The sequence below is a fragment of the Actinoplanes oryzae genome (assembly GCF_030757795.1).
Taxonomy (GTDB): Bacteria; Actinomycetota; Actinomycetes; order Mycobacteriales; family Micromonosporaceae; genus Actinoplanes.
The window spans coordinates 1-20,750 of sequence record NZ_JAUQWH010000025.1; the positions used below are offsets into that span (position 1 = coordinate 1).

General features: G+C 71.3%; 17 protein-coding genes and 2 riboswitches. Of the genes, 9 read left to right on the forward strand and 8 right to left on the reverse strand.

Annotation, left to right across the window (positions count from 1 at the left end; genetic code table 11):
* Positions 1-353: 353 nt before the first annotated feature.
* The gene (locus tag RBH18_RS11390; RefSeq protein WP_306206691.1) at positions 354-689 is read left to right on the forward strand and encodes a hypothetical protein; all 336 of its coding nucleotides are present in this window, start codon (positions 354-356) and stop codon (positions 687-689) included.
* Between the two features lie 32 nt (positions 690-721).
* Entirely contained in the window at positions 722-1,288 is a 567-nt protein-coding gene (locus RBH18_RS11395; protein WP_306206693.1) for a hypothetical protein, read from the forward strand.
* Between the two features lie 91 nt (positions 1,289-1,379).
* Here RBH18_RS11395 and RBH18_RS11400 read toward each other — a convergent pair whose 3' ends face one another.
* Positions 1,380-3,680: a hypothetical protein gene (locus tag RBH18_RS11400; RefSeq protein ID WP_372338901.1), complete on the reverse strand. Its 2,301-nt coding sequence runs from the start codon at positions 3,678-3,680 to the stop codon at positions 1,380-1,382.
* A 203-nt stretch (positions 3,681-3,883) separates the two neighbouring features.
* Between RBH18_RS11400 and RBH18_RS11405 the strand changes: the two genes are divergently transcribed.
* Entirely contained in the window at positions 3,884-4,243 is a 360-nt protein-coding gene (locus RBH18_RS11405; RefSeq protein WP_306206695.1) for a helix-turn-helix domain-containing protein, read from the forward strand.
* On the opposite strand, the gene RBH18_RS11410 is transcribed toward RBH18_RS11405, so the two are convergent.
* Both RBH18_RS11410 and RBH18_RS11415 read right to left on the reverse strand, forming a co-directional pair.
* Complete coding sequence (locus RBH18_RS11410) at positions 4,191-4,652, reverse strand: hypothetical protein (protein WP_306206697.1); 462 nt, start codon at positions 4,650-4,652, stop codon at positions 4,191-4,193. The two genes, RBH18_RS11405 and RBH18_RS11410, sit on opposite strands and share 53 nt — an antisense overlap.
* Positions 4,653-4,917: 265 nt before the next feature.
* Positions 4,918-6,450 carry a GGDEF domain-containing protein gene (locus RBH18_RS11415; protein WP_306206699.1) on the reverse strand — a complete coding sequence of 511 codons (1,533 nt, stop codon included), beginning with the start codon at positions 6,448-6,450 and terminating at the stop codon, positions 4,918-4,920.
* A gap of 151 nt (positions 6,451-6,601) precedes the next feature.
* On the opposite strand from RBH18_RS11415, the gene RBH18_RS11420 reads away from it, so the two are divergent.
* Genes RBH18_RS11420 through RBH18_RS11440 form a run of 5 tightly spaced genes read left to right on the forward strand, consistent with a single transcriptional unit; the run spans position 6,602 to position 12,341 of the window.
* On the forward strand, positions 6,602-7,102 hold the full coding sequence (locus tag RBH18_RS11420) for a hypothetical protein (protein WP_306206701.1): 501 nt from the start codon (positions 6,602-6,604) through the stop codon (positions 7,100-7,102).
* A 25-nt stretch (positions 7,103-7,127) separates the two neighbouring features.
* Complete coding sequence (locus RBH18_RS11425) at positions 7,128-7,595, forward strand: hypothetical protein (protein ID WP_306206703.1); 468 nt, start codon at positions 7,128-7,130, stop codon at positions 7,593-7,595.
* A complete protein-coding gene (locus RBH18_RS11430) occupies positions 7,592-10,840 on the forward strand; it encodes a LamG-like jellyroll fold domain-containing protein (RefSeq protein WP_306206706.1) in 3,249 nt (1,082 codons plus the stop codon). Before RBH18_RS11425 ends, RBH18_RS11430 begins: the two co-directional genes overlap by 4 nt.
* Before the next feature lie 60 nt (positions 10,841-10,900).
* A complete protein-coding gene (locus tag RBH18_RS11435) occupies positions 10,901-11,731 on the forward strand; it encodes an alpha/beta fold hydrolase (protein ID WP_306206707.1) in 831 nt (276 codons plus the stop codon).
* Complete coding sequence (locus RBH18_RS11440; protein WP_306206709.1) at positions 11,724-12,341, forward strand: TetR/AcrR family transcriptional regulator; 618 nt, start codon at positions 11,724-11,726, stop codon at positions 12,339-12,341. The genes RBH18_RS11435 and RBH18_RS11440 overlap by 8 nt, the downstream gene beginning before the upstream one ends.
* Positions 12,342-12,483: 142 nt before the next feature.
* On the opposite strand, the gene RBH18_RS11445 is transcribed toward RBH18_RS11440, so the two are convergent.
* Entirely contained in the window at positions 12,484-13,500 is a 1,017-nt protein-coding gene (locus RBH18_RS11445) for a coiled-coil domain-containing protein (RefSeq protein WP_306206710.1), read from the reverse strand.
* 4 nt (positions 13,501-13,504) lie between these two features.
* Positions 13,505-13,641, reverse strand: a riboswitch (cyclic di-AMP (ydaO/yuaA leader).
* A gap of 236 nt (positions 13,642-13,877) precedes the next feature.
* Positions 13,878-14,015: riboswitch (cyclic di-AMP (ydaO/yuaA leader) on the forward strand.
* Between the two features lie 6 nt (positions 14,016-14,021).
* On the opposite strand from RBH18_RS11445, the gene RBH18_RS11450 reads away from it, so the two are divergent.
* Positions 14,022-15,134 (forward strand): coiled-coil domain-containing protein, encoded by a 1,113-nt coding sequence (locus RBH18_RS11450; protein WP_306206712.1) that lies wholly within the window; start codon positions 14,022-14,024, stop codon positions 15,132-15,134.
* A 426-nt stretch (positions 15,135-15,560) separates the two neighbouring features.
* Here the strand turns inward: RBH18_RS11450 and RBH18_RS11455 are convergent, their stop codons facing one another.
* The 4 genes from RBH18_RS11455 to RBH18_RS11470 all read right to left on the reverse strand — a co-directional run bounded on the left by RBH18_RS11455 (position 15,561) and on the right by RBH18_RS11470 (position 20,729).
* Entirely contained in the window at positions 15,561-17,927 is a 2,367-nt protein-coding gene (locus RBH18_RS11455; RefSeq protein ID WP_306206714.1) for a glycoside hydrolase family 65 protein, read from the reverse strand.
* A gap of 55 nt (positions 17,928-17,982) precedes the next feature.
* The gene (locus tag RBH18_RS11460) at positions 17,983-18,717 is read right to left on the reverse strand and encodes an HAD family hydrolase (RefSeq protein WP_306206717.1); all 735 of its coding nucleotides are present in this window, start codon (positions 18,715-18,717) and stop codon (positions 17,983-17,985) included.
* 78 nt (positions 18,718-18,795) lie between these two features.
* Positions 18,796-19,314 (reverse strand): ATP-binding protein, encoded by a 519-nt coding sequence (locus RBH18_RS11465; protein WP_306206719.1) that lies wholly within the window; start codon positions 19,312-19,314, stop codon positions 18,796-18,798.
* Between the two features lie 119 nt (positions 19,315-19,433).
* Positions 19,434-20,729 (reverse strand): ABC transporter ATP-binding protein, encoded by a 1,296-nt coding sequence (locus RBH18_RS11470; RefSeq protein WP_306206721.1) that lies wholly within the window; start codon positions 20,727-20,729, stop codon positions 19,434-19,436.
* Positions 20,730-20,750: the final 21 nt, after the last annotated feature.

The following is a 20,750-nucleotide window of genomic DNA, read 5'->3' on the forward strand; positions in this document are numbered from 1 at the left end:
CCACCGGCGGGACCAGCCAGCCGGTCAGCTCCGGGCCGACGGGACCGGTGAGGAAGGCGAGCGCCAGCCAGGCGACGGCCGCGGCGGCCAGCGATCCGGAGATCACGAGCAGCCGGCGGTCCCACCCGGCAGCGCGGGGCTCGCGGTCCATGGCAGTCCTTTCCTCCGGGTGGCGTTGCCCGCACGATCGGTACTCCCACGAGCCGGATGAGCATTCCGGAGCGCGCCCTCGGGAGCAAGGGGGTGGCTGCGGGGCTTTTCCGCACCTCGTTCGCACCGCGGGTGAGGCTCATGGCGCCGGGCCGAGCGCCGAAAGGAGGGGTCCCCTGATCCCCCCGACCGCTCGGAGCGTCATGTCCAGCACCACGATCTTCGGCACAGCCTCCCTGCTCACCCTCGCCCTGAGCGGCACCGACACGCTCGAGGTGACGCTGAACCACCCTGCCACCCCGCCGGCCGGATTCGTCGGCTTCTGGCAGAACGCGAACGGCTCGGTGCGCCTGTGCCTGGCCGGGGACGGCTCGTACGAGGGCAGGATCGCCGGGCGCCGCCGTACCGCGAGGGGCACCTACCACCCCGCGGACGGCGGCCTGGTGCTGCGTGACGAAACGGGGCTGCGTACCCCTGTCACCAGGGCCGCGGACGGCCTGGAGATGGCCGGTCACCAGCTCTTCCGGGTGGGTCGCTAAGCGCCGGCCCGGTCGCTGCCGAATCGCAAGGCATGCGGTTCCTCGCGCTGCTGCTGCTCGCCGTCCCGCTGCTGGCCGGCGGATGCAGCGCACTCGGGCTCGGCTCCGGAGCGGGCACGCCCGGCTCGGCGGCGAGCGCGACACCCACCCCCGGCACCCCTTGGATCGTGTACGACCAGGGCAGCCCGACACCCAGCCCCAAGGTCACCTTCACCGGGGCCTCCCGCTCCCCGGTGCTGCCCCCGGTCTCGTTCCTGCCGGTGGACCCCGCGTGCGCCAAGAGCTGGACGGTCAACCCGGTGCTGATCCCGATGGAGGTAACCCCGGGCAAGGGCAGCCTCAAGGTGACCTGGCCGCGGCAGTTCAACTCCGACTACCGCATCACCGCCGTCAAGCAGCCGCTGGTCTCGGGCAACCAGCCCGCCTACCAGTGGCAGAACGTGCCGGCCGCCACGGGCTGCACGGTCACCGCCACGATCAGCGGGCTGCAGTCGGGGGTGCCGTACGTGGTGTGGCTCGACGCCCCCAACACCGGTTACGAGCCGGACGGGACGCGGCATCCGTACAGCGGGAAGTCCGGGGTTGTCTATCCGCAGTGAGCGGAACCGGCCCCGGAGACCTTGCGGTGCTCCGGAGCCGGGCCTGATGTGCGCTTGAGGTGGGGCTTGCAGACTTGAGTGGTCGCCGGGATCAGGGGGCTGTCACGGTGGCGGCGGCGGAATTCTCGGCGGTGTCGGTGCGGTAGGCGACGACCTGGTAGGTGCCGGTCAGACCGGCCGGGACGGTGAACTGCTCGGTGGCCGTGCCGGCCACGAGGCCGAGCCGGTCGAGCAGGTGCGACTCGCCGACGACGGTGTTCTCGACCATGACGAACGCCTGGACCGAGACCGCACCGGCCGGGGCGGCCGCCGAGAAGGCGCTGGTCATCCAGCCGGTGGTGGCGTCGACCGTCGAGGCGTTCGAGCTGGCCAGGCGGGTGACCTTGCCGCTCGAATCGGTGAAGGCGAGGCCGGCGCGGACCCGGCGGGCGGTGCTGCCGGCCTGGAAGCTGGCGACCGAGGTGTAGGTCTGGCCGGCGACCGGCGTGACCTTCCTGCTGTACGTGCTGATCTGTCCCGCGGTCGCGGCGGTCAGCTGCAGCGACGCGCCGCTGTTGGCGCCGGCCGCGGTGCTGCGGGCGACCTTCGTGCCCGAGCCGCCCGCGGTCCAGCCGGCCAGGCCCGCCGCGGTGTTCTCGAGGCCGGACGCGTCGGCGTCGAGCAGGTTGCCCGGGATCTCGGTGCTGCCCACCGGCAGGGTCGCGACGGGCAGGCCGTTGTTGTAGATCTTGTAGCCCGCGACGGCGTTCCCCGAGGCGTACGTCTCGTCCCAGGTGATCGTGTCCCCGGCGGCGGTCAGGTTGCCCGGCGTCTCCGGGGCGTTCGCGGCGGTACGCACGGCCGAGCCGATGACGCCGCTCGTCGTGTTGCCGGTCACCGTCGTGTAGGTCGGCTTGGCGCTGCCCTTGCGGACGCCGAGCTGGACGCCGTACCAGGTGGTGGGGTGGGCCTGGTCGTCGATGATCGTGTTGCCGGAGATGACATCCTTGGCGCCGACCGAGAGGCCGATGCCGGACGTGTCGAAGTAGCCCGCGCCCGTGCTGTACGCCGTCGAGCCACCGAAGCCCGCGTCGACGATCCGGTTGCCGGTGATCGTGTCCGCGGCGTTCTTGGTGCCGGTCATGCCGTAGACGATGATGCCGGTCTCACCCGAGCGCTCGATCACGTTGTCCCGCACGACGTTGTTGCCGCCGGCCCGCACGACGTGGTCGGTGTCCACGCTGCTGAAGTCGTCCCAGCCACCGAGCGTGCCCGTGGTGCCGTCCGCGTCGGTGTAGTCGTCGTACGCCACCGCGACGCCGACCGTGTGCGAGTCGAGGATCGTGTTGCCCGTGACGACCATGTCGCGCGGGTTCGTGACGTCCTTGTTGTTGCCGGTGTGCGCGTAGCCGGCGTTGCTCTTGAGGACGATGTGCGAGCCCTCGAGCGTGTTCCCGCTGACCGTGCCGCCGACGACGCCCTCGAAGTACATGTTGCCGTACTCGTCGACCCCGCGCGCCTTGGCGACAGCGGGCGTCGTGCGGACGATGTTGCCGCGGACGACCGTACGGATGGCGTTGGTGAAGTCGAAGCTGTTGCCGTTGATCGTCGCGTCGAACTGGTTGTTCTCGATCACCGTGCCGTCGTTGCGGCCGCCGCCACCGATGTTGTCCTCGTCGCCCGACTCGGCGCCGCCCCGGTTGTCCCAGCGGTTGTCGACGATCCGCACGCCGGTCGCGTAGTTGATCCACAGCTTGAAGTACTCGAGGTTGGTGAAGCGCACCTGGCGTACGGTCCAGCGGTCCCCGGCCGAGATGCCGCCGGCGGTGTTCGTGCTGGCCCCGAGCGTGGTCCGGAAGTCGCACAGCTCGCCCGGGCGGCCCGGCATGGTCGCGTCGTCGAAGTCGCCGGCGCCGGTGCGGCAGTTGCCGTTGACCGTCAGGTCCGACACCAGGTTGCTGCTGCCGGCGACCTTGTCGTCCGTGGGCCGGACGATGAAGCTGTAGCTCCAGTTCTTCCAGTTCGACGTCGGGTCCGCGAGCAGGACGGTCTTCGCGATGCCGGCGCCGCGCAGGCTGACGTTCGGAGGCAGGCGCAGCCCCTTGGACAGCTGGTAGGTCCCCTCCTGCAGCGCGACCGTGGCCGGCGCGACCGCGGCGGCCTTCGTGATCAGCGCGGCGAGCACGGCGTAGTCGTCGGCGGTCCCGCCCTTCGGCGCCGGGGCGGCGAAGCAGGTCGCGTCGCTCGCGCAGTCGGCGGCGGCCAGCGGCGCGGGGCTCACGGCCGAGGCCAGCGAGTACGCCGGGGCAGCGGCGGCGGTCGCGGCGCTCGCGGGGGCGGCGAGGGCGACCAGCGCGGCGGGCAGGCTCACGAGGGCCGCGACCACGGCGGGGAAGGACAAGCGCATTCTCACTCCGGCTACTTCAGGTGCTGAGGGGGTGTGATTCGGGTGCAACCGTAAAAGTTCTTCACTTCGGCCCGCCTCCACCGAACAGCCGATAACGGACTTGTCCGACTAGTGCCCAGCGCTCAGCACGCTCCGTGACGTGGCTTATCTCACCGCCCCGATGAGCGATCACTCAGCGTGAGTTGTGACATCCGTGCTACGGTTCCGGCGTGGGTGCCTTCTGGGACGACCTGGCCGAGGATCTGGCGGATCCCCACCTGCGCCGCACCTACGCCGTGGAGTCGGTGCGCCAGGCCACGGTGAGCCGGATCATCGCCCAGCTCGAGGAGGCCCGCCGAGCCGCCGGCCTCTCGAAGGCCGCCCTCGCCCGCGCCGTCGACACCAACCCCGACGCGCTGCGCCGCCTCCTCACCGCCGGCAACGTCAACCCGACCCTGAGCACCGTGGCGGAGCTCGCCGCCGCCCTCGGCCTGCAGCTCGTCCTCGCCCCGCTCCCCGCCGAGGACCGCGCGCACCTCACACCACCGACCGCGGATTCCGCGCCAGATACTCCTCCCCGAGAGCCCTGACCCACCGGTAGTCACCGGGCGCGAACCCGGTCCCGGCCGGCTTGCGCAGCCCGGCCACCACCACGAGCCACGGCCGCTCCGCCCCGATCGCCGCCGTGTCGATGAGACAGAAGAGCCGATACTGCATCCGATGCCGCCCGGCGCGCCGAGCCTCGTACCACCCGGTCATCTCCCCGTGCATCGCCTCCCAGAACCCACCCCCGGCAAACCGATGCGGCGGCGCGTTGGCCACGGCGGCAAGCGTGGCGCGCAGCTTCATGCGCACGGCCGGATCGCACACCCGGAGAAACTCCCGCCCGGGCGCCATCTCCAGCGGATCGTCCTCGACATGGCGCCGAAAGAACTTGATCTCATGAGCATCGTCGCGGGACGGCCCGGTCCGCACCATGGGCGGTCGTCGAGTAGTCACTCGTACACTTATACAACGCCAGTTGTCTTACGACTAGAAGCAATCTATGATTGCGGCATGCGACAGCATCGGATCGCCTTGCGGTGGCGTCATGAGCAGCTGACAGTTATGACAGGCTGTGATGCACCGGAAGGGGGCGAGCATGCGGCGCCAGGTCATCAACTATGAGCGCCGGAAGACCGATGTGCTCAGGCGGCGCAAAAACTAAGGCGCGTCTGGCGGATCACGCCGCCGCCGAGCCGGAGTCCACCGACATCCACAGACCCTAGGCCGCGAGGGTGTTGCGGCCGCTCCATTTGGCGGCGTAGAGGCGGTTGTCGGCGGCCTGGAACAGGTCTTCGCCGGTCATGCCCGGGCGCCAGGTGGCGATGCCGACGCTCACCGTCATGTGGACGTCGGCCAGGATGTCGGCTCGGGCGACCGCCGCCCGGATGCGCTCGCCCACCTCGGCGCCCGCGGCGCCCTCGGCGCGCAGGAAGACCACGAATTCGTCGCCCGCGTAGCGGACCGCCTCGTCCCCCGGGCGGCAGTGGGTTCGCAGGATGGTGGCCACCGCGCGCAGGGCCCGGTCGCCCGCGCTGTGGGAGTGGGCGTCGTTGACCGCTTTGAAGTGGTCGAGGTCGATGAGGAGGAGGGTGAGCGGGGCGCTGCCGGCGGGGTCGATGGCGTCGAGGAGGTCGTCGAAGCGGCGGCGGTTGCCGAGGCCGGTCAGGTGGTCGCGGAGGATTTCCTGCTCGGCGCGGTTGCGGGCGGCTTCGAGCTCCTCGCGCTGGCGGGCCTGGCGGAGCATGGCGAGTCGTTGCAGGCGGAGCCGCCACAGGTCGCGGACCTGGCCCTCGATCGTCTCGAAGAGGTCCTTGCTGGCGGGGCCGGCGTCCAGGTCGAGGGCGGTCAGGGCGAGCTCGAAGCGGATGATCGGGCGCTCGTCGGGGCGGGCGCCGGCCTCGGTGAGGTCGCGGGCGGCGATGAGCTCGCGGCGGGCTTCGCGGGGGTAGCCGTGGGCGCGCAGGCTGATGCCCAGGGCCAGGTGGGCCATGCGGGCGTACTGGTGGGTGCCGCCCTCGCGCAGCTCCATGACGACCGGGCGGGCGAGTTTCTCCGCGATGGTGGTTTCGCCCAGTTTGGCGAGGGCGAGGGCGTGCACGGCGGTCACGGTGGGGTCGGGGTTGGTCTCCAGCCAGGCCCGGGTCAGCTCGGCGCTGCGCCGCAGCCGGGCGCGGGCCTCGTCGGCTCGGCCCACGTGAGCCAGGCGGAGCCCCCAGTAGAGCAGCGTCACCGCGTGGACCAGGTCGAAGGACGAGGTGCGGTGGCGCAGATGCTCGTACGCGGCGGCCGCCGTCTCGTAGAGCTCGGCCGCGGTGGCCGCCTCGGCGAAGGAGCACAGGGCGGAGCGGTGCCGGTCGCCGCCGGGCGGGGTCTCGTTGAGCAGGACACTCGCGCGGGCCAGGTTGCGCAGGCAGTCGACGTAGTGGCCGCGCAGCATGTGGATGTGGGCGAGGTCGCACAGTGCCTTGGCCCGTTCGGGCGCCGAGCCGGTGGCCTCCAGCAGGGCCGTGGCCAGGGGGAAGGCGTCGCGCACCCGGCCGAGCGCGAGCAGGGCGTACATCCGGCCCTGCAGCAGGAAGCGGGCCGTCTTGTCGTCGTGCAGGGAGCGGGCGATCACGAGGTACGCCTCCACCGCCGCGAGCGCCTCGTGCGCCTGGCCCGTGTCGACCAGGTGGTGCACCCGGCGGGCCAGCAGGTGCAGCGGCCCGTACGCGGTGACGGGCACAGGGAGCCGCGAGATCCAGTCCGCCATCACCCCAGTATCAGTGGTTGATCCCCGTACGGAATGGCCTGACTTTTCAACTTGTCTCTGATTTTCCTCAAGTCGATCTTGCGCCCGTCCGAACCTGCAGGTGAACGGCGGCGGGACGGCCGTTGATCGGGTTTCGACTGGGGAGTGATTGATGGCCACGAAGCGCAGTGTTCAGCAGCGCCGCCGGAATCGTCGCCGTGCGGCGCTCGTCATGGTGCCGACGGTAGCGGGTGTGTTCGTCGCCGGCACTGCTTTCGCGTATTGGACCACCTCGGGATCCGGCACCGGCACGAGCACCGCGGGCACCAACACCGCGGTGACCGTGACCGGCGTGGGCGCGACCGGTCTGACCCCGGGCGGCACCGCCCAGCCGATCAGCTTCACGATCAACAACCCCGGACCGACGGCGCAGTACATCACCAACGTGGCGGTCAGCATCGCGTCCGTCACCAAGGCGGGCGCGGCGCCGGCCGGCCCGTGCACGTCGGCCGACTTCCAGCTCACCCAGCCGAACGGCATCAACCAGGACATCCCGAGCGGCAGCCGCAGCTTCGACTCCACGCAGGGCGCCAAGATCCAGATGCTGAACAGCAACGACAACCAGGACGGCTGCAAGGGAGCCACGATCAACCTGGCGTTCGCCGCGTCCTGATCCCCGGTGCGAGAGGAGGGACGACATGCAGCGAGCCGTGTTCGCCGGCATCGTGCTGTCCCTTCTCGCGTCCGGGGCGGCGTTCGGCTACTGGTCGACGGCCGGCGGCGGCACGGGGACGGCCGCCGCGAGCACCCCGAGCCCGCTCACGCTGACGCCGGGCACTCCCGCCGGGCTGCTCTATCCCGGCGGGACGGCCGACCTCGCCGTCACGATCACCAACCCCAACACGTACGCCGTCCGCGTCCCGCAGCTCGCCCGTGACCCGGCCCAGGGCACGGGCGGCTACGCGGTCGACGCGACCCACTCGGCGTGCGGGGTGGGCGCTTTGTCGTACACCACCCAGACCAACGGCGGCAGCGGCTGGACCGTGCCCGCCTCCGGTTCCTTGACCCTGGCACTGACCGGGGCCTTGTCGCTGTCCAGCAGCGCCGCCAACGCCTGCCAGGGCGCGACCTTCCGCGTCTACCTGGGTACGGGCAGCGGCTTATGAGCCGGCGCTGGGTCGTCCTGCTGTTCGTCGCCGGCGCGCTGCTGGTCGGCGGCGGGGTGGCCTGGGCGTTCTGGACGGCTCCGGCCACGCCCGGCAGCTCCGGCGGCGGGACCGCGGCGGAGGTGCCGGCGGCGGCGACCCCGACGGTCGGGCGCTGGGCCGATCACGCGGTGCAGGTCAGCTGGCCCGCGGTCACCCTCTCGAACGGCGTGCCGGCCGGCGGCTACGTCGTCCGCCGCTACAACGCCACCACGGGCGTCGTGCAGACCACCGGGCCCGGTTGCTCGGGCACGCTCGCCACCCTGTCGTGTACGGAGACCGGCGTCCCCGCCGGGTCGTGGCGCTGGTCGGTCCAGGGCGTCATCGGGGCGAACTGGACCGGCGCGGAGAGTGCCAGGTCCGCGACAGTCACCACGAGCACGGCGACCCTGACGCTCGCGCAGACCGTCTTCCGGGGCCCGTTCCCTGTCACCACCACCGGCACGCTCGCCGGCTTCGGCCAGAACGAGACCGTTGCCTACCAACTGGACACCGGCACCTCGCTGACCGGCTTCCCCGGGGTTGTCGATGTCACGGGCGGGGCGCCGATCAGCTCGCTCAGCATCCCGTCGGCCGCCGACGGCACGCACACGGTCACCGCGACGGGCGGCAACGGCTCGGTCGCCACGACCACGATCACGATCGACACCACTGGGCCGGTCGTGTCGTCGCTGCAGTCCCCGGTCGGGCAGAACGGCTGGAACACTGCTCCGCCCGTACAGGTGACGCTCTCCGCGATCGATGCCACGACCAGCGTCGCGTCGATCCGCTACACCACCGACGGCAGTGATCCCACGTCGTCCGGGACCGCGCAGACCTACACCGGCCCGTTCTCCGTGTCGTCCGCGACCACCGTGCGCTTCTTCGCCACGGACACCGCGGGCAACGCGTCGGCGGCGGGCTCGCGCACGATCCAGTTCGACCCCACCCCGCCCGCCAACTCGGTCGCCGTCTCGTCGGGGGCCCTGCTCTCCGGCGGCACCGTCTTCTACCGGGGTACGGCCGCCGGCTCCTTCACCCTCACGAACACCGTCACCGACTCCCTCTCCGGCCCGGCCTCCAGCGCCACGGCCCTGGGCGGCACGACCACGGGCTTCACCCACACCCCCACCACCGTCAGTACGCCGGCAGGCGGCCCGTACGTGTCGAGCCCGGTCTCCTGGGCCGCCGGCACCACCGCCGCGCCGACCGTGACAGTGACCGGCGCCGACGTCGCGGGCAACACGACCGCCACCGTGCTGACGCTGACCAATGACTCCGCGCCTCCGACCGGCGGTGCCGTGGACGCGACCGGTCTCACCGCCGGCCGGTACTCGACCACGACCGCGATCTCGGCCGGCTTCACCAAGGGCACCGACGCCGGCGTGGGGCTGGCGACCTCGGGAGCGCGGCTGCAGCGGATCAGCGCCACGCTCACCAACGGCGCCTGCGGCAGCTATGGCACGGCCACCGTGCTCGCCACGGACCCGGCCTCCCCGTACGCGGACACCGCCCCCGACCAGGCCTGCCACCGCTACCAGTACGTGGTGCCCGACCGGCTCGGCAACACGGTCACGTACGAGTCCGGTGACGTGAAGGTCGACACCACCGCCCCGGCCGCGCCGACGTTCACCTACACGGCCGGGACCAGCACGTACGCCTCCGGTCAGACCCTCTACTACCGGGGCGCGTCGGCTTCCGGCTCGTTTACGGTCGCCGCCTCGTCCACCGATCCCGCCTCGGGCATCGCGTCCTACTCCTATCCGGCCCCGCTCGGCACCGGGTGGTCCGGCTCGGCCGGCTCTTACTCGTGGAGCAGCGCCAATCCCGCCGCCCCGACGAACAAGACGGTCACGGCGACCAACAACGCCGGGCTGACCGCGAGCGCCGTCATGACCCTGGTCGAGGACTCCGTGGTGCCCACCGGCGGATCGATCACGTACGCCACGGGCTTCCGCGTGCGGGCCTCGCAGACCCTGACCCTCGCCCCGGGCACGGACGCCGGCTCCGGGATCGCCGCCAACTCCGGGATCGTGCAGCGGCGTACGGGCACGGTCGCCTCCCCGGGCGGCGCCTGCTCGATCACCGCGGCGACCACGTGGACCACCGTGGCGACCGGCCTCGGCACGACGTGGACCGATCCGAACATCAACGCCTCGACCTGCTACGAGTACCAGTACTCGGCGGCGGACAACCTCGGCAACCGCAGCGCCTGGTACGCCGGTCCCGGTCAGGTGGCGATCCCGGCGTACTCGACGTGCACGGACGCGCTCGCCGCGACTCCGCCGGACGGCTACTGGAAGCTCAACGAGACCGGCTCCGCGACCGCGGTCGACTACAGCACCAAGACCAACACCGGCACCTACCAGGGCAGCTACACGCAGGGCGTGCCGGGCATCTGCGGCACGAGCACGTACTTCGACGGTTCGACCGCTTACGTCTCGACGCGCAACCAGGTCGCCTCGCCCGGGCCGCAGGTCCTCTCCGTGGAGACGTGGTTCGCGACCACCACGACCAACGGCGGCAAGCTCGTGGGCTTCGGCGACAAGCAGACGGGCAGTTCGGCCCTCTACGACCGGCACCTCTTCATGACCAAGGACGGAAAGATCAACTTCGGCGTGACGTCGCCGCTGCTCGGCCTCGCCCGTTACAGCGCCACCTCCACGAAGGCCTACAACGACGGCATCTGGCACCACGCCGTCGGCACGCTCTCCGGCGCCGGCCTGAAGCTCTACATCGACGGCGGCGCCGAGTCCATCACCACCACCGGCACGACGGCGGCGCAGAACTACGCCGGCTGGTGGCGGCTCGGCGGCGACAGCCTCGCGGGCTGGTATCCGCTGCTCAACGGCGGCAGCGACTACTTCGCGGGGCAGTTGAGCAACGCGGCGGTGTGGAACACGTACGCGATGACGCCGGCCGACGCCTGGAACCACTTCATCGCCGGCTGGGTCGCCACGAACCCCGCCTCGGCCGCCGCCGCCTCGATCCAGAGCATCCCTCGGCCGACGAGAAGCCTTGCCCCGTCGCGCTCGCCATCGCCTTCGCCGTCGCGGCCGCCTTCGCCGTCGCCCAGCCCTGTGCCGACCACCCCGTCCCCGATGCCGTCGGCGCCCACCTCCGCCCCGACCACACCCCCACCGAGCCGCACATCCCCGTCCCCGTCCGCCAACTCCTCGCCCACGCCGTCGGCCTCCGGCGACCCCCCTCTTGCGGACGTTGGCTAATCGCGCTAGCTTTTAGCTAACGCGGCTAGCCAAACGGCCGCACGACCTGGGGACTGAGCCATGACTGCATTCCTGACCGTCGAGCACGGCACGATCGCGTACGAAGTGACCGGCACCGGCCCGCTCGTCGTCCTCGCCCCCGGCATGGGCAACGGCCGCGACGCCTACCGCTTCGTCACGCCCCGGCTGGTGGCGGCCGGTTACCGGGTCGCCGTCACGGACCTGCGCGGCGCCGGGGAGTCGAGCGCGGCCTGGCCGTCGTACACCCGTACCGACATCGCCGGCGACCTGATCGCGCTGATCCGGCACCTCGGCGGCCCGGCCGTGCTGGTCGGTCACTCGATCTCCGGCGGCGCCGCCACCATCGCGGCCGCCCAGGCCCCCGACCTGATCACCGGCGTGGTCGAGCTGGCGCCCTTCACCAAGGCGCAGTCGTTCAAGCTGGGCGACCTGGGCCACGCCGGCTATCGCAAGGGCACGGTCCGGCTGGCCGGCGCGATGATGGGCAGCCTGTCGTCCTGGCTGAGGTACCTCGACGGCGCCTACCCGGGCGCGAAGCCCGCCGACTGGACCGCCTACCTGGCCGGCGTCGAGGCCGGCCTGCGCCGCCCGGGCCGCATGAAGGCCCTGCAGGGCATGACGAAGTCGACGCCGGCCGACGCGGGCGCCCAGCTGGGCAACGTGCGCTGCCCGGTGCTGGTCGTCGAGGGCTCGCTGGACCCCGACTGGGCCGACCCGAAGGCGGAGGGCGAGGCGATCGTGGCCGCGCTGCCGGCCGGACTGGGGCGGCTTGCGATGATCGAGGGGGCGGGGCACTACCCGCACGCGCAGTACCCCGACGAGGTGGTGTCCCTCATGCTGTCCTTCCTGCAGGCGAACGCCCGTGCCTAGGGCCGGCCTCGCTCCGGCCTCGGTCGTCGCGGCCGGGGCGGCGCTCGCCGACGAGATCGGCTTCGCCAACCTGACCATGGGCCTGCTGGCCGAGCGGGTCGGGGTGAAGACGCCGTCGCTCTACAAGCACGTGGCGTCGCTGGAGGCCCTGCAGCACGGGATCGCAAGCCAGGCCAGGGCCGAGCTGATCGACACCGCGGCCCGGGCCGCGGTCGGCAAGTCGGGCGCGGAGGCGATCCGCGCCTTCGCGACCGCCTGGCGCCGCTGGGCGCTGGACCACCCCGGCCGCTACGCCGCGACCGTGCGGGCACCCACCACCGAGGACGACGAGGAGGACCGCCGCTTGGCCAACGAGGGCCTCCGGATCATGTACGACATTCTCGCCGGACTCGACCTGCACGGCAGCCGCCTGACCGACGCCGCCCGCGTCCTGCGCTCGGCGCTGCACGGCTTCGCCACCCTCGAGAGCGCCGGCGGCTTCGGCCTCCCGCGCGACGTGGACCGCAGCTTCGCCTTCCTCGTCGACACCCTGATCGCCGGCCTGCGGGCGAACAACTCGCCGGCCCCGGAGGACATCCCCGGCACCCCGCCCGCCACGCACCCGGTCTGACCGCGGCCCGGGGTGCCTGGAGTGGTCGCCGACCGTGAGGGCCGGGCGCGCGCGGAGGTCGGCGCCAGTGCCGACGGGTACGCGAAAGCCCCCGCCCTCGAACAGCGAGAGGGCGGGGGCTCGTGGGGCGCGGAAGCAGGTACTACAGCATCGACACGTGCACGTGGTCCTCGTGCGTGCTGGGACCGTGGTAGGTCTTCCAGCCGGTGGCCGGGAACCAGATCATCCGGTTCCAGATGACGTAGAGGATGCCGAGCCGATCGGCGTTGCGGACCAGGAACGCCATGAGGTCGTTGCCGTACTGGAAGGTGTCCTGGTTGTGGTAGACGCGGAAGCCGCTCTTCTCCAGGGACCAGTCACAGGCCCGGCCCTTGGGATGCTCGAACGGGCCGCCGTCGCGGTGACAGCCGACGAAGCGGTTGAAGCCGGCCTTCTTCACCTCTTTGTACATGTGCAACGTACGGGCGGTGATGCAGCCGTTCGTGGTCGGGTCGTCGACCGTGCAGGCCTGGGGACCGTACTCGCCGTCGGCGTCGCGGGGAGCCGCGGCGGCGATCTTGCTCTTGGTGTCGACCAGGCCCTTGGTGACCACGTTGCCGCCGACCAGGGCGAGGGCGTCCTCGGCGGACTCCTTCTGCTTCTCCATGGCCGCGAGGTTCTGCTTCTGGGCCTTGACCTCGGCGTCGAGCTGGGCCTTGGCCGTGGCGACCTCGTCGATGGCGGCGTTCAGCTCGCGCAGCTTGTGGTCGTTGCGATTGTTGATCTCCTCGAGGGAGACCGCCTTGTCCAGGAAGCCGGTGGGCGAGTTGGTGTCGAGCATGAACCCGAACGTGGTGATGCGCCCGGTGCGGTACTGCTGGGCCGCGACGGCGTTCACCTCGGGGATCAGCTTGTCCCGCCGCTCCTCCGCGGTCTTGACCTGCAGGGAGAGGTTGAGCTGCCGCTTGGTCGACTTGGCGACCGCGTTCTTCGCCTCGGTGAAGCGCCGGCCGGTGCTCTCGAGCACGTCGTTGAGGCGGGTGTCGTCGGCCTCCTCGGCGGTGTCCGGGCTGGTGCCGGGGGCAGCGCTCGCGGGGGACACCGGCGTGCCGACCAGGCCACCGGTGACGAGCGTGGCCAAGGCGAGAATCAGCCATCGGCGGCTGGGTCTTGCCGTCATGCAGTTTCCTTCCAGGTAGCCGCCGACCGGGTTAGCTGACGGGTTCGGGACGGAAGCGATCCCTACCGCTGACTCAGCGGATTCACCCCATTACTGCGCGGGTCCCCGGTTCACCTTTCCGTGATTGAGCGGTGGCTCGCCGGCGCCGTTCGGGCGGCACCTGCCGGGGCGAGACCGGCCGAAAGCTTACCCGACCAGAGCCGTTTCCTCAGCGCTCGTCAAATCAGCCGTATCCGTTACGGCACAACGACTTTGAGTAACCACTCGATGCGGTGACGTGGGTCATAGTGGCGTACGGAAAGTGTTTAGTCGACTTCGCACAGTGCGACAGCTGTGAATACATGAAATTGATGGGTAGTCTTCGTCACGGTTCCATCACGGAGCCGCCGCCCAATCGCCGCCAGGCGAGCCGGGGACCCACGCAACAATGGGGTGAATCCGCAGGTCGACTGCGGTAGGGATCACTTCCGTCCCGAACCCGTCAGCTAACTCGGTCGGCGGTCTTACGGGAAGGATCGCACGTGAAGCACGCCCCTGTTCGACGACGATTAGCGGCCGCCCTGGCCATGCTCGTGGCCGCGACCGGGCTCGCTCTCGCCGCCCCCGGCGCGCCGGCCCTGGCCGCCCCGGGCCCCCTCGCCGCGCCCGGCGACTCCGGCGACGACGGCGAGGGCGGCTCGAAGGACCTGGTGGAGGCGCTCAACTCCGCGTCGAAGAGGTTCGTGGAGGCCAAGGACGCGCTCGCCAAGTCCAAGAAGCGCCAGCAGGAGCTCACCACCCGCCTGGCCGAGCTCGACAAGGAGCTGGGCCCGCGCCAGTCCGCGCTCGACGACGTGGTCCGCCAGACGTACCAGACCGGCCGCCTCGGCCCGGTGGGCGCCCTGCTCACGGCCTCCGAGAGCAGCAGCCTCCTCGACCGCGTCGACACGCTGGAGAAGGTCGCCGTCAAGCAGGACAAGGCGCTCCGCGACCTGAAGACCACCCGCGACGAGCAGGCCAAGGCCAAGGCCGCCATCGACGCCGAGGTGCGCAACCAGCAGCGCCAGGTCAACCTCATGGCCAAGGGCAAGACCCAGGCCGAGAACGCCCTCAAGGCCCACAACGCGGCCGTCGCCGCCGAGTCCGAGGCCGACGACGACGATGCCGGCTCCGACTCGTCGTCGTCCTCCAGCGGCAGCGGCTCGTCCTCCGGCGGCAACAGCTCGCAGGCCGCACCGGCGCCGCGCAACTCCGACGGCTCCCTGCCCAGCGAGTCGTGCAGCCTCAACGACCCGACGACCAGCGGCTGCATCTCGCCCCGCACCCTGCACGCCATGCAGGAGGCGAAGAAGGACGGCTTCACCCGCTTCGTGGCCTGCTTCCGCGAGCAGAGCACCGGCGAGCATCCGTTGGGCAAGGCGTGCGACTTCGCCGCGGACAAGAACGGCTTCGGCGGCGTCGCCACCGGCAGCAGCCGCACGTACGGCAACAACCTGGCCGACTACTTCATCACCAACGCCGACCGGCTGGGCGTGCTCTACGTGATCTGGTTCAAGCGCATCTGGCTGCCGAGCAGCGGGTGGAAGGCCTACTCACGCGGCAACGGGGATCCGTCCAGCGATCACACCAACCACGTGCATCTGTCCATGCGCTGAAGATCAAGAGCATAAATTCGATGTCGTAGCGGGGTGGGTGGTGCAGACCGCCGCTCACGCCGAGGGCCGCACGGCCCGAGCCAGGCGCCTGGGCGGCGCCTGAACGGCTCGGGCCGCACGGCGACCTGCGTAAATGGTTGCGCCCGACAAACCCGCCCGGCGCCCCACGATGCCGCCACGGCCGAGCGGAGCACCAGGCGCGGCAGGTGCGCCTGGTGGCCGACGCCTACGGGCTGACGGGCGACCGGCGGCACGGGCTGCCGGCCGCCGTCCTGGAGCGGCTGGATCGCAACGAGCGCTTCTGGAGCACCGCGACGTCCGTGGCCGGCCCGGCCCCCGCCGGGATGGTGGCGTGGACCAGGCGGGAGCGAGCCTTCGTGACCCACTCCCGCGCGGTCTTCGAGGACGCCCTCCGGAGCGGCAGCGTCAGAGCGACACCGCGCGCCGGACCGGGGCGCGGCCGGCGGGCTGGACCGGCGCCGGGCCCGTCGGGGGCGCCGGCGGGATCGGCACGACGACCGGCTTCACCTGGGTGACCGTGATCTCCTTGCCGTGGTGGGTCAGGTCGAGGGTGGCCGAGCCGCCGCCGTTGCGCAGCGAGTAGGTGACCTCGTCCGCCGACACCTCGACGCGCAGGCGCTTGCCCTTCCACAGCAGGGAGAACTCGAGGGCGTTGATCCGGCTGGGCAGGCGCGGGGCGAAGGACAGCTTGCCGCCGAAGTCGCGCATGCCGCCCAGGCCCGCCACCAGGGAGATCCAGGTGCCGGCGAGGGAGGCCACGTGGACGCCGTCGCGGGCGTTCTGGTGGAGGTCGTGCAGGTCCATCAGGGCGGCCTCGCCCAGGTAGTCGTGCGCGAGCTCCAGGTGGCCGGTCTCCGCCGCGAGGACCGCCTGGATGCAGGCGGACAGCGACGAGTCGCGGACCGTGCGGGCGTCGTAGTAGGCGAAGTTGCGGGCCTTCTCCTCCGGGGTGAACGCGTCGCCCCGGATGTACATGGCCATGACCAGGTCGGCCTGCTTGACGACCTGCTTGCGGTAGAGGTCGAAGTACGGGTAGTTCAGCAGCAGCGGGTACGCCTCGGCGGGCGTGTTCTCGAAGTCCCACTCCTGCAGCCGGGTGAATCCCTCGCACTGCTGGTGGACGCCGAGCTCCCGGTCGTAGGGGATGTGCACGGCGGCCGCCGCGTCGCGCCAGGAGGCGGACTCCTCGTCGTCGACGCCGAACTTGCGCGCGAGGTCGGGGTGGCGCTTGCACGCGTCCGCCGCGGCGTAGAAGTTCTGCTGCGCCATCAGGTTGGTGTAGATGTTGTCGTCGACCACGGCGGTGTACTCGTCGGGGCCGGTGACGCCGTCGATGTGGAAGCGGCCGTGCCGGTCGTGGTGGCCGAGCGAGCGCCACAGCCGGGCCGTCTCGACCAGCAGCTCCAGGCCGACCTCGCGCTCGAAGTCCTGGTCGCCGGTGGCCGAGACGTAGCGGCGGACGGCGTCGGCGATGTCGGCGCCGATGTGGAAGCCCGCGGTGCCGGCCGGCCAGTAACCGGAGCACTCCTGGCCGCGGATGGTGCGCCACGGGAAGGCCGCGCCCTGCAGGCCGAGGGTCTGCGCGCGCTCCTTGGCCAGGTCGAGCGTCGAGTGCCGCCAGCGCAGCACGTCGGCGGCCGCGGAGGGCTGGGTGTAGGTGAGGGCGGGCAGCACGAACGTCTCGGAGTCCCAGAACGTGTGGCCGTCGTAGCCCGGGCCGCTGAGGCCCTTGGAGCCGATCGGGCGCTGCTCCGCGCGGGCACCGGCCTGCAGGGTGTGGAAGAGGCCGAAGCGGACCGCCTGTTGGACCTCGGGGTCGCCCTCGACCTTGACGTCGGAGTGGTCCCAGAACTCGTCCAGGTACTCCCGCTGCGCCTCGAGCAGGCCCTCCCAGCCGTCCAGCCGGGCGCTGGCGAGGGCCGCGCCGACCTGGTCGCGCACGGCGGGCAGAGAGCGGTTGCTGGACCAGCCGTAAGCGGCCAGCTTGACCACGCGCAGCTTCTGACCCGGCTCGAGCTTGCAGGCCACGGTGGTGCGCAGCCAGTCGGGGTGGCCCTCGGTGGTGACCGCGTGCTTGCCGGGCGCCTCGACGAGGTGCTCCATGGCGGCGGCCATGCGCAGCTCGCTGGCCTTGGTGCGGTGCACCAGGAGGCCGCCGGTGCGCTGCTCCAGCACCTCCTCGGCCTGCAGCGGGTGGTCGAGGACGGCCGCGACGCGCGGGTCCTTGCTCGACATGGGGAGCTGCTCGTTGGCCACCAGCTCGGACTGCAGGATCACGCGGGCGGTGTCGTTGAGCGGCTCGACCTCGTAGAGGAACGCGACGACGGCGCGCTGGGTGAACGACACCAGGCGCACGGTGCGGACGCGGATGCCCTGGCCGGACGGGGAGACCCACTCGACGACCCGCTCCAGCGTGCCCGCGCGCAGGTCCAGCGTGCGCTCGTGGGAGCGCAGCTCGCCGTAGCGGACGTCGAACGGCTCGTCGTCGACGAGCAGGCGCATCAGCTTGGCGTTGGTCACGTTGACCATGGTCTGGCCGGACTCGGGGAAGCCGTAGCCGGCCTCCGCGTGCGGCAGCGGGCGCAGCTCGTAGAACGAGTTGAGGTAGGTGCCCGGCAGGCCGTGCGGCTCGCCCTCGTCCAGGTTCCCCCGGATGCCGATGTGGCCGTTGGACAGGGCGAAGACCGACTCTGACTGGGCCAGCAGGTCAAGGTCCAGCCGGGTCTCCCGGATGTGCCAGGGGTCGACGGGGTAGGCCCGTTCACGGATCACGGTGGTGCCTCTCAGCGGTGAGAAGAGAAGATAAGACTTTGGGGGGTGTGGGGCTTCACAGGAGCTCGGCGAGGTCCTGCACCACGACGTCGGCGCCGTGCTCGCGCAGCGCGTCGGCCTGACCGGCCCGGTCCACGCCGATCACGTGACCGAACCCGCCGGCCCTGCCCGCCTCGACCCCCGCCAGGGCGTCCTCGAAGACGGCGCAGTTCTCCGGCGGAACGCCGAGCAGCTTCGCACCATAGAGGAACGTGTCGGGTGCCGGTTTGCCGGGCAGCCCCTCCGCGCGGGCGACGACGCCGTCGACGCGGACCTCGAGGAGGTCGGCGATGCCGGCGGCCTCGAGCACGTCCTTGCAGTTGGCGCTGGCGGAGACGACCGCCCGGCGCAGCCCCGCGGCCGCCACGGCCCGCAGGTAGTCGACGGAACCGGGGTAGACCTGCACGGCCCCCTCCTGGATCTTCTGCAGAACCAGGATGTTCTTACGGTTGCCGACCCCGTTGACGGTCTCCGCGTCGGGCGCGTCGTCCGGGGTGCCTTCGGGCAGGGTGATGCCCCGGGAGGCGAGGAAGGTGCGGACCCCGTCGGCACGCTGCCGGCCGTCGACATACTTGTGGTAGTCGGCGCCGGAGTCGAAGGGCACGAACGGCTGGGCATGTTCTGCCGACCACTGCCGCAGGAAGACGTCGAAGGTCTGCTTCCAGGCCGCGTTGTGGACCAGGGCGGTCTGGGTGAGCACGCCGTCAAGATCGAAAAGACAGGTGGTCACGTGAGGAGGTAGTCCGAACACTGGACCAATGTAGTCGCCCGCCGCGCGTGACACCCTGGAAAGCCCGGCACGACGTTTCCACGGCGTTTCCCGCCCGCGTCAGGCGCTCGACGACGGCCCGTTTACCAGGTCAGACGCGGTGTGGGAGGTCATTAAACAGATTTTCAGTCCGATAGTTGTCCCGATCGGACCGGTCGCCATCGTGACCTCGTCGCACAGCTGGTACGCCAGCCAGATGCCCCGGCCGCCGACGTCGAACGCCTCCGGCACGTCGGGCGGGCGCTGGAACTCCTCCGGGATGCCCGGCCCGGAGTCGGTGATCGTGCACCAGAGATCGGCGCCCGCGCGCGTCAGCACCAGCCGGCCGCCGCCCCCGCCGTGCAGCACGACGTTGGTGATCACCTCGTTGACGGCGAGCACGAACCCGTCCCGCCGGTCGCCCAGCCCGAGCCGGCCGAGCCGGTCGAGAACCTCGTGCCGCAGCACGGTGATGTCATCCTTGCCGAAGACCCGGTCGAGCAGCGGACCGTCACCGGTCTGCCGCCACGACGGATCGGCGTCCGGCGACTCCCTGCCCGGAGCCGGACGCAGCACGTTCTGTCCGACGCTGTCCTCCACCGCCGTGCAGCCTACGCTGTGTGCCGCCGTCGTGGCAGGTCTCCGGGCCCGCTTTTAACAACAAATCAGACAGGATCCGCACGATTGGCATCGATGCGCCACGCCGCAACGGTGCCGTATCAGCGCAGGCCGACGTCGATCCGGTCGCCCCGCCCGTCGAAGAAGTGCAGCGCGTCGAGCCGGACATGCACGGCCAGCGGATGCCCCGGCGCCACGGCCGGATAGGGTGCCAGCCGCACAGCCAGCTCCGCCGCCCGCCGCGAGTGCCGCCCCGGATCGCTGAGCACCGACGGCTCGTCGAGCGCGGCCGAGGGAGCCACCTGACCCGTCCGCCGCTTGAGCCGCTGCACCGCGTCCCCGAGCCGGCGCATCGCACCCCCCGAGGCGGGCTGCTCGGCCGCACCGGACCCCAGCTGGTCCACGACGACCGCGGTCGCGCCGATGTCCACGTACGCGAGCGACTCGTGCCCGTGGTGCTCCAGGTACCGGATCCGGCCGTGCAACACGTCACCAGGGCTGTCCGGCGTCACCGGGGTCAGCGCCTCCGCGCGCACCCCGAGCACGATCCGCTCCCCGTGATAGTGGGAAATGGCCCGGGCGCGCAGATCGTGCCACGGCAGATACAAGGCCTGGTTGCCGAGGTGCAGGGCGATGTAACGGTCGAGGTGGACGTGCACCGTCGCCTCGAGCAGGTTCATCCGGGGCGAGCCGAGGAAGGCGGCGACGTAGAGGGTGGCCGGGCGCCCGTACACCTCGGTGGGCGTACCGACGTCCTGCAGGACCCCCTTGCGCATGATGGCCACGCGGTCCGCCATGGTGAGCGCCTCGGCCTGGTCGTGCGTCACGTACATCGTCGTGACGCCGAGCTCGCGGGTCAGCCCGCTGATCTCGTTGCGCAGCTCGGCGCGCAGGCCGCTGTCGAGATTGGACAGCGGCTCGTCCATCAGGAAGAGCCCCGGCCGCCGGACGATCGCCCGGCCCATCGCGACCCGCTGCCGCTGGCCGCCGGAGAGCTGGGCGGGCTTGCGGCCGAGCAGATCGGAGATGCCCAGGGCGCCGGCGATGTCGCTGATCCGCTCGTCGCGCGGGCCGGACTCCACACCGGACAGCTTGAGCGGGAAGCCGATGTTCCCGCCGACCGTCATGTGCGGATAGAGGGCGAAGTCCTGGAACACCATGGCGATCTGCCTGTCCCGGGGCGCGACGTCGCGCACCGGAGCGCCGTTGAGCAGGATGTCGCCGGCCGTCGGGTCCTCGAGGCCGGCGATCATGCGCAGGACGGTGGACTTCCCGCAGCCAGAGGGCCCGAGGAGCACCATGAACTCGCCGTCCTGCACGTCGAGGCCGACCCGATCGACAGCGACCGTGCCGTCGGGCCAGACCTTCGTGACGTCCTTGAGCGCAACGGTTGCCACCGCCGACCTCCGAGATTGAGG